Origin of the sequence: Streptomyces sp. NBC_01012 (assembly GCF_045162755.1) — a bacterium.
In the GTDB taxonomy this organism is placed as follows: domain Bacteria; phylum Actinomycetota; class Actinomycetes; order Streptomycetales; family Streptomycetaceae; genus Streptomyces.
In genome coordinates, this window is the sequence record NZ_CP108688.1 from 3,693,621 (window position 1) to 3,706,718 (window position 13,098).

Consider the following 13,098-nt stretch of genomic DNA (forward strand, 5'->3'; position numbering starts at 1 on the left):
CCGCTTCACACCACACCCCTGTCAGGAATCGACGGGCTGCCCGGTTCAAGGGGCGAACCCGTCGAGACAGGAGCCAGGAAAATGAAGCATCGCATCATCGTCCTCGGAGCCGGATACTCCGGAGCCATCGCCGCCGGCCGCCTCGCCAAGAGGCTGCGCCGCGAGGATGTCACCATCACCCTCGTCACCGCCGAGCCCGACTTCGTCGAGCGGGTGAGAATGCACCAGCTGGCGGTCGGCCAGGAACTCAGGCCCCGGCCCTTCGACAAGATGTTCGCGGGCACGGGCGTCGACCTCAGGCTCGCGAAGGTCACCTCGCTCGACGTCGACCGAAGGACTGTCGCCGTCATCGACGCGAACGGCGCCGAGGAACTGGAGTACGACAGCCTCGTCTACGCCCTCGGCAGCGGCTGGAACAGCCAGGGCGTGCCCGGCACCGCCGAGCACGCCTACGAGATCGCCGGCCGCCCCGGAGCACTCCGGCTCCGCGAGCGCCTGGCCGGCCTGGAAGCCGGACAGCCCGTGGTCGTCATCGGCGGCGGCCTCACCGGCCTGGAGGCCGCGACCGAGATCGCCGAGGCCCGCCCGGACCTCGACGTCGCCCTCGCCGTACGCGGCGGATTCGGGGAGACGCTCTCACCCAAGGGCCGCGGGCACCTGCGCAAGGTCTTCGGCAAGCTCGGCATCACCGTCCACGAACACACCGACGTCACAGGCGTGGAGGCCGACCGCGTCACCACCGCCGACGGCACGGCAGTCCCGTCCGCCGCCACCGTCTGGACCACCGGCTTCGCGGTCCACCCGATCGCGGAGGCCACGGCCCTGGAGGTCAACGGCACGGGCCAGATCGTGGTCGACGGGGCCATGCGCTCGACCTCCCACCCGGACGTGTACGCCATCGGCGACGCGGCCATGGTGAGGGGCCCGGGCGACAAGCCGCTGCGGATGTCGTGCGCCTCGGGCATCCCCACCGCATGGCAGGCCGCAGACGCCATCGCGGCGGCCCTGACCGGCGCAAAGCCCCCGAACACGCCGCTGCGCTACTTCAACCAGTGCATCTCCCTCGGCCGCAAGGAAGGCCTGATCCAGTACGTCACAGCCGACGACCGAGCCGTCCCATCGGCCCTGACCGGCCGACTCGCCGCGATCTACAAGGAAGTGGTCTGCAAGGGCGCGGCCTGGGGCGTCGCCAACCCAACACTCGGCCTCCCGACAAGGCGCCGCCCGGTCGTACGAACCCAGCCCCAGCAGCCATCCCCCATCCCGGAGTCGGCCTGACCACGGTCAAGGAGGCGGTGGCAACGACGCTGCCACCGCCGGGACTGATGCTGCGCGTCGCGTCACCGTCTGAACGTCCATGCGGAATTCCGCTTCCGCCTTCTTCGCACTAACGACATCGGGTCCGCCTGCATGCTTCGCAGTATCGAAGCGCGCCGATCCCGCTCAGCCTTCGCAGCCCACTCTCCTGGCTCACCCCAGCCGAGCGTGGGATCTTGAGGCCCCGTCAGGTTGAGTACGATCCAGATGCTCGCCATAAATGACAGGACAGCCCCCATTTCGAGGGCATGGCTGGTACCGACTGCCAGGTGGGACAGCAGCCCGGGAAGCCAGCCGACATCGGCTCCTTCCCCGGAGGTGAACCCGTACCCCTTGTGATCGGCGGAGATGCCTCCGATGGGGGCCAGCGTCACGTGGTAGATGCACGCTGCGGCACCGGCCGTGAGCAGGGCGGCCGGCACGTTTGTGACCTTCTCCGAGTGCAGCGACAGATAGCGCAGGCTCCACAGCGGGTGGCTGCCGCGGAAGGGGCGTGGGGGAGGCAGGGTTGGGCGCCGCTTTGGAGCTGCCGGGGAGTCCGCCCGCTATCGGCTGATCGGGATCTCGTAGACGATCTCGCAGTGCGCTGCGGGCACGACGATGTCTGCTGTTTCCACGGGGCGGCCTCGGTCGCTGTAGTACGTCCGCCGGATGTGCGTCACCAGTGCGGCCTTTTGGACGCCGAGGAGCGACGCTTCCTCGGCGGTCGCCTGCCGTGGCTCCGGCTGCTCCACAGCGTGGCTGACGGTGACTCCGATTGCGGCCATGCGGTTCACGACACCTGCCCCGGCGTGCGGCCCTCCCTCGGGGAGGACGACGAGTGTGCCGGCGGTGAGGTCGTACGGTTCCCAGCTCGTCGACAGCTGCACCGGCCTGCCCGTCCGCCAGAAACTCGTAGGTCGTCCGCACGCACAGTTCGCCTTCGGCGATCCCGAGCCGCGTCGCGACCTCCGCCGGGACCGGCACCTTCGCGTCGGTCCGGCTCTCCCAGTCGCTCTGTCGGCGAAGGGCCTTCATGTCCTCGCGGAACGGGGACCCGCTGGACTGCTCACGCGCCGATGACCGGACGACTCTCACTCGCTGCCGGGGCTCGGCGACGTACGTGCCCGATCCGGCCCGGCCTTCAAGCACTCCCTGGGAGATCAGCAGCTCCTGTGCTCGGCGCACCACGTTCTCGCCCACGCCGCACTCCTGCCCGATCTGGGCGCGGGAGGGGAGGCGGTCCCCCGGCCCCCAGACGTGCTCCGCAATGCGCCGCCGGAGTTCATCGGCGATGCGGAGATACGGCGGTCCCCCGAAGATCGCTCAGCGGATCCTTCGGCACTCACAGATCGCCATGACGATGGAGGTCTACGCCGAGGCCAGCGAGGAAGAGGTACGCGCCGCGATCGGTCAGCTGTCCGACGCGATGGGCGATACCGGCTGAGCCGTCCCCCAGCCGCCGGTAGCGGCCGGCCCACCGTGCAGCGACGGAGTCAGCGGAGCATTACGGTGGGACACGAGGGCCTCCTGAGCTTCGGCGGTAGATGTCGCAATCCCCACCGAACCCAGAAGGCCCTCACCCGTTCAAGGACCCAGCACGCGTGTCACCAACGTCCCGGGACAACACAGCTAGCCCCTAGGCCTTCTCTATGCGGCTCGTCTAGACCGATGAGGCGCCGACGGTCAACACGTAGTCCACGTCGACAGAGAAGTCGCCTGACTGCCCAAGGATCTTCAGTGAGTGTGCGCCGGGAGCCAGGGATGGCAGCTGCACCCAAAGACCGCACCCTGTAGCTGTGAAGCGCCCTTCCTCTCCGGTGACCTGGTTGTTTTGAACGCCTTCCATCGTGATCGAGTCACCTTCGTAGGTCTCCGGTTTCACCGGTTTACCGTCGAGTGCCACGGTCCCTTGCGCGCTCCCCATGAAGGCCGCACAGCTCTGGTGGTCTCCGACAAGATTGATGACAGGCATAGCGATCGGACGACCGTTGGGAATCTCGCACGCGCGTACGGCCCGACCGCCGTGGGTGCCGGCCAGAAACCACACGTCGGGCGGTTGATTGCGTCCGCACATGCTCCCGTCCGTGTCAGCGACAGGGCTGGTCGCCTCAGGCTCCGAGGCAGCCCATGTCCACCATCGGCCCTGTAGCTCTGCGGAAGGAATGTTCCCGTTCTCCGTCACCGGCGCGGTGCTCGTCGATGCCGGTCCCTCCGTGTCACCCGAGCCTCGGGCTGCCCGTGTCCCACACCCCGCCATCGCCGCCAGCACTACAGCTGTGAGGCCCGCTGCCCCAACCCTGAACCACATGTAGCCCCCTCCGGCCGTACGCGCCGCCTCGGCATCACAGCCGACGCGACATGAGCGGACACCGTATCCAGGGGTTGGGAACCCGGCTGCTTCGAGTCCGTTGCTGTACTTCGCTGCTGTACGCACAACACGAGAGGCCCCCAGGATTTCTCCTGAGGGCCTCTGGCCTGCTGTGCACTCGGCAGGATTCGAACCTGCAACCTTCTGATCCGTAGTCAGATGCTCTATCCGTTAAGCTACGAGTGCGTGTCCTCGGCCTGAGCCTCGGTCCCGCTTCCGGGTTTTTCGTCCCCGTCGGCGTTGCGAGAACAACATTACATGACCTGCGCCGTGACGCGAAATCCTTTAGCCAGACCCTGCCTGGCCTGCGGATACGGCCTTCTGGAGCCCGATTTTCCGGGCCGGGTACGGCCGAAGCCCCGTGCCTGGGGCACGGGGCTTCGGGTCCTGCGGAGGCGGAGGGATTTGAACCCTCGATGGGCTTTAAGACCCAAACCGCATTAGCAGTGCGGCGCCATAGACCGGACTAGGCGACGCCTCCAGCACACCCCGCGCAAGCGCGGGTGGTGCGTGCAGATGATGACACAGACGAGCGTGCTGCCACCAATCGCTGCTCACGGTACTAGGCGGGTGGGCGGCGAGGCAAAGCGCCCTGCGGTGGGTGTTCCTGGTGGACGGGGTCCGTCGCGACCACCGGTCGGATGTTCGAAGCCTCGGATGTTCGGACCGTCGGATGCGGCTCTTCCGGTCGGCCCTCCATGAGTTGCGCAACGTGCGGGCGTGACGAGCGTTAGAGAGGACGAGGGCTCCGCCCTCCGTCCGTCACCCCCGTGTGCCCGGTACGCGCCTCCACCCGGCGTGCACCGGAGCAGGCAGGCGCGCTCCTGGGCGCGCCAGAGCAACAGGAGCCCCGCATGCTGCGCCGTCTCGCCCTCACCGCCGTCGCGTCCCTCGCCGCCCTGTCCGCGGCCGCGCCCGCCGCCACGGCCGCTGCCCCCCTCATCCCATTGCCTCCGCTCCCCGTGCTCCAGGGGGACTGGCCCGCGGCGCGCGACACGGCGACCCGACTCACCGTGACGGTCTCGGAGTCGGGCAACCCGGCGGCCGACGGGGCGTTCGAGCTGGAGTGCGCCCCGGCGGGCGGCAGCCACCCCGAGGCGCAGAGGGCCTGCGACCTGCTGGACGAGGCCGTGGAGTCGGGGGACAACCCCTTCGTGGCCACGGACCGCAACGCCATGTGCACCCAGCAGGCCGGCGGACCGGCCACCGCCCGGGTGCAGGGCACCTGGCAGGGGGAGGACGTCGACGCGCACTTCAGCCGGGCCAACGGCTGCGAGATCTCGCGCTGGAACAACCTCGTGCCGGTGCTGCCCACCGCCAGGTGACCGACCCGTTCCGCCCGTTCCACCCGTTCCGCCCGTTCCACCCCGTGTGACGCCCGGGTCCGGCTCGGCGAGATGCCCGCGAGGTTCCGCAAGGTGCACCGCTCGGGCTCGCGAAGTGCCCCGCTCGGGCTTGCGAGATGCCCCGTACGGCCTCGCGAAGTGCCTGGTCCGGCGCCGCGAGGTAGCCGGTCCGGCCCCGTCAGGTGACCTGTTCGGCGTCGCGAGGTGCCCGTTCCGGCCCTGCCGGATGCCCGGTGCGGCTCCGCCGAGTAACCGGTTCGGCGGGGCGTACGCCGGGACTTCGGGATGGCCGGACAGCGCGCGCCGGGGCGCGTACGGGTGCCGCTGAAAGCCTCGCCGGCCGGTTCGGAGGGCGTTTCGGGCGGCCTCCGAACCGGCCCAGGGTGGCATCGCCGCACGTCAGATGGGGCGCTCACCGTCACGAGTCGGGCCACCGGCGTACACCGTGTGCACAGAACCTTGGTGAGAGCTCCCCCTCATCCGCCGCCCGTGATGCGCTCCCTGCCTTTAGACTCCTCCAGTGACAGCCTGAGGCCCGAGGGGCAGGATGGGGCCCGCTGTCGGCAAGGTGCGGTATTCAGGGAGGAAGCGTCTCGTGAGCAGCAGGCCATCCCGAGGCGCTGCTCGCCTCGCAGCCATACTCGATGCCCTCCCCGACGGGCTCCTGCTCGTCAATTGCAACGGCACGGTCGTCAACGCCAACACCATCGCCCTCGAAATGTTCGAGACACCGGGCACCGCGCTCGTGGGACGCGGGCTGCTCGATCTGCTTCCGGAGTTCGACTCCAGGCTGATCCCGGGGTCGATGCGCAGGCCGGACGCTGCGGACGAGCAGGGCAGGACCAAGCCGACGCGGATGATCGCGCGCCGTACCGACGGCACCGACTACCCCGTCGAGGTCACCAGTGCCTCGCTGGACAGCGGCCAGGCCGCCTACAGCGACATCCACTCCAGCTACACGGGCGACGAGTTGCTCATGCTCGTCGTGCGCGACCTCTCGGGCACCGTCGACACCGAGGCCGAGCTGGCCCGCTCGCAGCGCCAGACCGAGATGATCCTGCGCGCCGCGTCCGAGGGTGTCGTCGGCACGGACACGGACGGCCGGGTCGTCCTGGTCAACCCCGCCGCCGCTCACATCCTCGGCTTCCGCGCCAGTGACCTCGGCGGCCAAGAGCTCCACCCGCTGATCCTGCACTCACGCGCGGAGGGCGAGCCGTTCCCGTACGAGGAGTCGCCGCTCGCCGACACCCTGCGGTCCGGCCGCAAACACCGGGTGCGCGGTCAGGTGCTCTGGTCCAAGAGCGGCGACCAGGTCCCGGTGGACCTGACGACCGCCCCGGTACGCGACGGGGACCAGCTGGTCGGCGCCGTCATGACGTTCACCGACCGCAGGCCGTACGAGGAACTGGCGCAGCAGCACACCGAGGAGGTCTCGGGGCTGACCGAGCGGCACGCCGCCGAGATCGCCGAGCTCACCGAGAGCCACCGCGCGGAGGTCACCGCGCTCACCGAACGGCACGCGGCGGAGACCTCCGACAGGACCGAGCGGTACGCCTCCGAGCTGGAGCAGCAGAAGGAGCGTCTGACCGGTCTCGGCGAGCGGCACGCGCAGCTGACCGCCGTGCTCGGCGAGTCCCTGCGCGGGCCGCTGGAGGAGCTGCGCGGCGAACTCTCGGCCCTCGCCGCCGACCCGGCGGGCCAGCTCTGGCCCGAGGCCAACCAGATCCTGCACCACCTCGCCGCGGGCTATGCGCGCATGACGACGCTCGTCGACAACGTACTGAGCTATCAGCGCCTGGACACCGGCGCCGAGGAGCTCGTCAAGCAGGCCGTGCTGTTGGACTCCGTGGTGACCGCCGGCATCGACGGTGCCGTCGAACTGATCGGTCCGGGGCGCGCGCAGTTCGCGGTGCACGCCCCGCCGATCGAGGCCGAGGTCGACGCGGGCCGGCTGATCACGGCGCTCGCCCATCTCGTCGCCGACGTCGCCGGGGTCGACTCGACCGGCAAGGCCAGGCCGGTGCCGGGCGGCGGCTATGTCGATTCCACGGTCGTCGTGGCCGCGGCGCAGCGTGGTGACGTCGTACGGATCGAGGTGCGCGGGCCGTTCGCCGGGGGCGACCCCGTGCACGTTCCGATCGTGCGCGGGATCGTACGCGCGCACGGCGGTGTGCTCCAGACGCACGAGATGCCGGGGATGAGCGGCAGCGCGTATGTCCTGGAGGTGCCGCTCGGCGCGGGCACCGGGACCATCGCGCCGGAGCCGCCCCCGGTGTCCGAGGAGCCGGCCGTACCGGAACCAGCCCCCCAGCAGCCCGCCCCGCAAGGTGGGCGGCGCAGGGCGCGCAGGGCGTCGACGGACGCCTTCCTGGACAGCCCCGTCGACCCGGGAGGAGCCGCAGGTCCTGAGTCCGGTGGCACGGCGGCCTCCGAGCCGACCGGGCGGCGCAGGGCACGCCGTGAGCCCACGGCCCCGCAGGTGCCGCAGCCTGAAGGGGACATGACCCCGCCCCGGCGCAGCGAGGGCTCAGGTCGCAGGCGCGGTCGGCCCAGCCCCGCGGAGGCGGGCGCGGAGCCCCGGCAGGCGCTGGCGCTCCCCGCGGCGGCCCCGTCCCCCTCGGAGGGGTCCGTCGTCACGGCGGCCGAGGGCGCGCAGGGCGGTAACGGCCGCCCGCAGCGCGGGCAGACGGTGCCGCCCCAGGGCGTGCCCCAGAGCGCCTCCGCCCCGCAGAACCTCTCCGCCCCGCAGAGCGGCGGCCGGCCCGCGCTGCCCGCCCTCGCGCCACCCGAGGACCAGAGCCAGGGCCAAGACCAGGGCCAGGGCCCGGCCTCCGCCCAGGATCCCGCCCAGGCGCAGGCGTCCGGGTCACGGCAGCTGGAGCAGTCGCGGCCTGAGCACCTGGAACACCCGGAGCAGACGGCGCAGCAGCCCAGGGGGCGGCGCGCCCGCCGGGCCCTGGCCGCGGCGCAGGAACGCGCCGCCGCGGCCGAGCCCTCGGGCCCGCGTACCGCCTTCGCGCTGCCGCCCGCCACGGCGGACCGGATCCCGCCGGTGGCCCCGGGCCCGCCCGTCGTGGCACCGCCGTCCGCCGCGTCCCCGGCCTCGCCCGCCCCGCAGCCGGCCCCGGTTCCCCCGGGTACGGAGCCGCTTCCGACCGTGGACGGGGACGGCCCGCTGCCCGAGCGCCACGACGCCGTACGGAACACTCCGGACGCCGACCACACCCCGCCGCAGCCGCACCCCGTGCCGTCCGGCCGTCGCAGGGCACGGAACCCGGAGCCGGAGGCACAGGTCAGGCCCGGTCACCCCGTTCCCGGGCAGCCGTTGCCCGCAGTGCCTCCGCAGCCCGACTGGGCGCAGCCGGGCGCCCCGGTGCAGGGTCCGGCCGCGCCGGCGGCGCACGAGGACGGCGTGGGCCCGGCCGCCGACGAGGCCTGGGCGCCCCCCGGCGCCACCACACACACCACGGGCACCGTCGCCGCTCCGGCCGGCCCCGCGCCGGAAGCGACGTCCGTACCCACGCCGCCCGCGCCGGAGCCGCATCCGGCCGACAGCGACGCGCCCTCCCCCGTCCGGGACGCGCGGCGTCAGCCGTTGCCCGCCGAGGCGCCCATGCCGGCGTCATCGGACTCGACCCAGGGCCGTGCGTTCAGCGTGCGGACACTGGGCCAGGGGGTGCCCTTCGCACAGCACCTGGCGCATCAGCAGAACCAGACGCTCGGCGGTGCCGGGCGTCGCCGTAAGCTCGCCGCCCCGCCCGAGGCCGAACCCCCGGCCCCGACCGCTGCGGCTCCCGTGCCGCCGCAGCCCGCACCGGCTCCTGCCCCTGTTCCGCCGCAGCCGGGCGGCACCCAGGGCAGCACCGTGCAGGGCTCCGGTTCCAGTCGGCTGCTGTCCCCGCCCGCGTCCGAGGGACGCTCGTACGCGATAGGGGCGCCCGACGCGGGCGCCGAGGGGCCTGAGCCGCTGGACGGGCCCGGTGGCGCGGTCGAGGTGGCGAACCGTCCGCAGCCGCAGCCCGTCGACGACGAACTGCCCCCGGAGCCGCTGGACAACCCGAGGCGGCTGCTCGTCTGGCCCGCCCCTGACGTCTCCACCCAGCAGGCCCTCAGCGACCGCGGCTACCGTCCGGTGATCGTGCACTCCCGCGAGGAGGTGGACGCCCAGATCGCGGCGTTCCCCGCCGCGCTGTTCGTGGACCCGCTGACCGGGCCGATCACCCGTACGGCGCTGCAGTCGCTGCGTCAGGCGGCCGTGGCGGCCGAGGTCCCGGTGCTGGTGACGGCGGGCCTGGGGCAGGCCACCAGGGAAGCGGCGTACGGCGCCGACCCGGCGGTCCTCCTCAAGGCGCTCGCCCCGCGCGACAGCGACCAGCACCCGCCGAGGGTCCTGGTGATCGAGGAGCACGAGGAGGTCGCGCTGGCGCTGACCGAGACGCTGGAGCGGCGCGGCATGCAGGTCTCCCGGGCGTCGGGGGACAGCGAGGCGGTCGACATCGCCACCCGGATGCGGCCGAATCTGGTGGTGATGGACCTGATGCAGGTACGCCGCCGGCGCGCCGGGATCATCGACTGGCTCCGCGCGAACGGCTCGCTGAACCACACCCCGCTGGTCGTCTACACCTCGGCCGGCATGGAGGAGGCGGAGCTGCCGAGGCTCGCCTCCGGTGAGACGGTGCTCTTCCTGGCCGAGCGCTCGACGAGCGACGAGGTGCAGTCCCGGATCGTGGATCTGCTGGCGAAGATAGGGACCAACTGACGCCCGGAGAGCACCGGGCGCGTACGACGAGGGCGGTACGGATCTTCCCGTACCGCCCTCTCGCAGCTTCGGAACAGCAGCACAGCAGCTTCGGAACCGGCGGCCTCGGAACCCGGCGGCTTCCGAACCCGGCGGGGCGCCACCGCGCCCCGCCGGCCGCCTCAGAGCTGCGTGATGTCCAGCTCGCCGTCGGCGTACTGCCTGCGGATCACCTTCTTGTCGAACTTGCCCACGCTGGTCTTCGGCACCGCCGGGACGATCGTCCAGCGCTCCGGCAGCTGCCACTTGGCGACGGACCGGGCGAGGAAGGTCCTGAGCTCCGCATGGTCGGCGGTGGCGCCCTCCTTGAGGACGACGGTCGCGAGGGGGCGCTCGCCCCACTTCTCGTCGGGGACGGCGACGACCGCGGCCTCGGCCACATCCGGGTGCGCCATGATCGCGTTCTCCAGGTCGACACTGGAGATCCACTCACCGCCGGACTTGATGACGTCCTTGGCCCGGTCGGTCAGCGTGAGGTAGCCCTCGCCGCTGATCACGCCGACATCGCCGGTCTTCAGCCAGCCGTCCTCGCTGAACTTGTCCTCGGGACGCAGGTCCGCGCCGTCCGCACCGCCGTAGTACGCACCGGCGATCCAGGGCCCACGGACCTCGAGCTCACCCGCGGACTCACCGTCCCACGGCAGCTGTTCCCCGCCGGGCCCGGTGAGACGCGCCTCGACACCGGCCGGGAAGCGGCCCTGAGTGATGCGGTACGGCCACTCCTGCTCCTCGGTCAGTCCGGCGGGCGGATTGGACATGGTGCCGAGCGGCGAGGTCTCCGTCATGCCCCAGGCCTGGCAGAGGCGGACGCCGAGCTTGTCGTACGCCTCCATCAGCGAGGGCGGACAAGCGGCGCCGCCGATGGTGACGCGGGCCATGGAGGAGAGGTCGCGCGGCTTGGCGATGACCTCGGCCAGCAGTCCCTGCCAGATGGTGGGAACCGCCGCGGCGTGCGTCGGGCGCTCCTGTTCGATCATCTCGGCGAGCGGAGCCGGCTGCAGGAAGCGGTCGGGCATGAGCATGTTGACGCCGGTCATGAACGTCGAGTGCGGCAGCCCCCAGGCGTTCACGTGGAACTGCGGCACGACGACCAGCGTCGTGTCCTTGTCGGTCAGCCCCATCGACTCGGACATGTTGACCTGCATGGAGTGCAGATAGATGGAGCGGTGCGAGTAGACGACGCCCTTGGGGTCCCCCGTGGTGCCGGAGGTGTAGCACATGGCGGCTGCCTGGCGTTCGTCCAGCTCGGGCCAGTCGTAGGAGGTGGGGCGGCCGGCGATCAGCTCCTCGTACTCGTGCACCCGGGGCGCGGCGCCGTCGAGCACGGAGCGGTCGCCCGGCCCTGACACCACCACGTGCTCGACGGACGGCAGGTGGGGGAGCAGCGGTGCGAGCAGCGGCAGCAGCGAACCGTTGACGAGGACCACCTTGTCGTCGGCGTGGCCGACGATCCAGACCAGCTGCTCGGCGGGGAGGCGCAGATTGAGCGTGTGCAGCACGGCGCCCATCGAAGGGATCGCCAGATACGCCTCGACATGCTCGGCGTTGTTCCACATGAGGGTCGCGACGCGCTGGTCACCGTCGACCCCCAGCTCGTCACGCAGGGCGTGCGCCAACTGCGCGGCACGCCTGCCGATATCGGCGAAACTCCGCCGGTGCGGCTCCGGCTCGCCGGTCCAGGTCGTCACCTGCGACTTCCCGTGGATGGTCATCCCGTGGGTCAGGATGCGGGTCACAGTCAGCGGTACGTCCTGCATGGTGCTCAGCACGGCGTCCTCCCGGTGGGCGCTACGCGGCGGTAGGTATGCGCTGATTCTGCGCACATACCACGCGGTATGTCACTACTCCCGGGAGTACGAATCGGTGTCGGCCCGCAGAACCGGACGGCGGGAGGCCCGCGGAACCGGGCCGGTGGCGCCCGTGGAACCGGACCTCAGGAGGGGCCGCGGAGAAAACGGGAAGGCGCCGCGGGCACAGGTCCGACCGGTCGCACTGGTCGACCGATCGCACAGGTCGCCGGTCGCACAGGTCGACCGATCGCACAGGTCGCACCCGTCAGCGGACCGGAGTGAGCTCGGGGTCCTCGCGGAGCTTTCCGAGCGCCCGTGACACGGCGCTCTTGACCGTACCGACGGACACGCCGAGCACCTCGGCCGTCTGTACCTCGCTGAGGTCCTCGTAGTACCTCAGGACGACCATGGCGCGCTGGCGGTCCGGAAGCTTCAGCACGGCGCGCCACATCGCGTCGTGAAGCGACTGCTGCTCGGCCGGGTCAGGCGCGGGTGCCGCCTCCTTCTCAGGCAGCTCCTCACAGGCGAACTCGTCGACCTTCCGCTTGCGCCACTGCGAGGTACGGGTGTTCACCAGGGCACGGCGGACGTAACCGTCGAGCGCCCGGTGGTCCTCGATCCGCTCCCAGGCGACGTACGTCTTGGTGAGGGCCGTCTGCAGCAGGTCCTCGGCGTCGCTCGGGTTCGCGGTGAGGGAGCGTGCGGTGCGCAGCAGTACGGGTCCCCGGGCCCGCACGTACGACGAGAACGACGGGTAACGGCGGTGTCCGGCGGTGGCAGCGACCGCCCTGGAGGCGCCGGTGCAGACTGGCGTGGTCATAACCTCCACGCTAGGAGCGGGTGCGTACGAGGGGATCGGCCCCAGGTCCCGAAGCCGCGTCCGCCTCAGGTTGTAGGGGCGGACCGGGCTCCACCTCCTGTAGGTGGAGGGAGGGCCCAGCCGCGTCAGGGTCCTCACCCTGAGGCCCCCGGGGCCGCACCTCCGGGGGGGGGGCAGCGCGGAGGCGGCCTGTGCGCCGGCGCCGTGACCGCCGCCGCACAGGCCCACCCCCGCTCAGCTCACCAGAGCGGCGTGAAGTGCACCGCGACGATGTCCGTGGACTGGTCGATCGCCGTGAACGCGGACCCGTTCACCTGGGCGGAGTTGCTGTGGTTGGAGGCGCCGAGGCCGACGGCCTGCTGCTGCGACGTCGATGAATTGCCGGAGTTGTTCCCACCGACACCTGCGGACCCGATGGTCGCCACCGCCGCGTTCGATCCGTCGTCCGCGAACGAGCCGTTGTCGGCCACGGCGACCCCTCCGAACAAGGCAGCCGCGAGGGGCAGAGCGGCGACAGCGGCGAGGGCGCGAGCGGTACGGATACTTGCCATGTCAATTCCTCCAGGAACGGAAAACGCTGCTAGCTACGGCTGGTTGATACGGCTGGTCCGAAGCAGTTGGCCGACCGCCTCGGTGCTGGTCACGACGTCGCGGAAGCAAAACTGCCCGCCACATCC

7 protein-coding genes, 2 tRNA genes and 2 pseudogenes are annotated in these 13,098 nt (G+C 71.4%); 4 read left to right on the forward strand and 7 right to left on the reverse strand.

From position 1 onward, the window contains the following. Positions 1–81 precede the first annotated feature (81 nt). Positions 82–1,278 carry an NAD(P)/FAD-dependent oxidoreductase gene (locus OG623_RS16665; RefSeq protein ID WP_406147365.1) on the forward strand — a complete coding sequence of 399 codons (1,197 nt, stop codon included), beginning with the start codon at positions 82–84 and terminating at the stop codon, positions 1,276–1,278. Between the two features lie 584 nt (positions 1,279–1,862). Here the strand turns inward: OG623_RS16665 and OG623_RS16670 are convergent. Further along, a pseudogene (locus OG623_RS16670) lies at positions 1,863–2,619 on the reverse strand (GntR family transcriptional regulator). On the opposite strand from OG623_RS16670, the pseudogene OG623_RS16675 reads away from it, so the two are divergent. Next, positions 2,612–2,743 (forward strand): annotated as a pseudogene (locus OG623_RS16675) (site-specific integrase); the annotation flags it as partial. The pseudogenes OG623_RS16670 and OG623_RS16675 overlap by 8 nt on opposite strands. 216 nt (positions 2,744–2,959) lie before the next feature. Here OG623_RS16675 and OG623_RS16680 read toward each other — a convergent pair. The 3 genes from OG623_RS16680 to OG623_RS16690 all read right to left on the reverse strand — a co-directional run bounded on the left by OG623_RS16680 (position 2,960) and on the right by OG623_RS16690 (position 4,148). Continuing rightward, complete coding sequence (locus tag OG623_RS16680; RefSeq protein ID WP_406147366.1) at positions 2,960–3,373, reverse strand: signal protein; 414 nt, start codon at positions 3,371–3,373, stop codon at positions 2,960–2,962. Between the two features lie 407 nt (positions 3,374–3,780). Then, positions 3,781–3,853, reverse strand: a tRNA-Arg gene (locus tag OG623_RS16685). A 204-nt stretch (positions 3,854–4,057) separates the two neighbouring features. Further along, positions 4,058–4,148, reverse strand: a tRNA-Ser gene (locus OG623_RS16690). 373 nt (positions 4,149–4,521) lie between these two features. Between OG623_RS16690 and OG623_RS16695 the strand changes: the two genes are divergently transcribed. Together OG623_RS16695 and OG623_RS16700 are read left to right on the forward strand one after the other, a co-directional pair. After that, entirely contained in the window at positions 4,522–4,992 is a 471-nt protein-coding gene (locus OG623_RS16695; protein WP_406147368.1) for an SSI family serine proteinase inhibitor, read from the forward strand. A gap of 616 nt (positions 4,993–5,608) precedes the next feature. Continuing rightward, the gene (locus tag OG623_RS16700) at positions 5,609–9,772 is read left to right on the forward strand and encodes a PAS domain-containing protein (protein WP_406147370.1); all 4,164 of its coding nucleotides are present in this window, start codon (positions 5,609–5,611) and stop codon (positions 9,770–9,772) included. Positions 9,773–9,933: 161 nt separating this feature from the next. Here the strand turns inward: OG623_RS16700 and OG623_RS16705 are convergent, their stop codons facing one another. The 3 genes from OG623_RS16705 to OG623_RS16715 form a co-directional block, all read right to left on the reverse strand. Further along, positions 9,934–11,580 carry a long-chain fatty acid--CoA ligase gene (locus OG623_RS16705; protein ID WP_406147371.1) on the reverse strand — a complete coding sequence of 549 codons (1,647 nt, stop codon included), beginning with the start codon at positions 11,578–11,580 and terminating at the stop codon, positions 9,934–9,936. Between the two features lie 286 nt (positions 11,581–11,866). Continuing rightward, on the reverse strand, positions 11,867–12,421 hold the full coding sequence (locus tag OG623_RS16710; protein ID WP_406147373.1) for a SigE family RNA polymerase sigma factor: 555 nt from the start codon (positions 12,419–12,421) through the stop codon (positions 11,867–11,869). A 239-nt stretch (positions 12,422–12,660) separates the two neighbouring features. After that, positions 12,661–12,972: a hypothetical protein gene (locus OG623_RS16715; protein ID WP_406147374.1), complete on the reverse strand. Its 312-nt coding sequence runs from the start codon at positions 12,970–12,972 to the stop codon at positions 12,661–12,663. Positions 12,973–13,098: the final 126 nt, after the last annotated feature.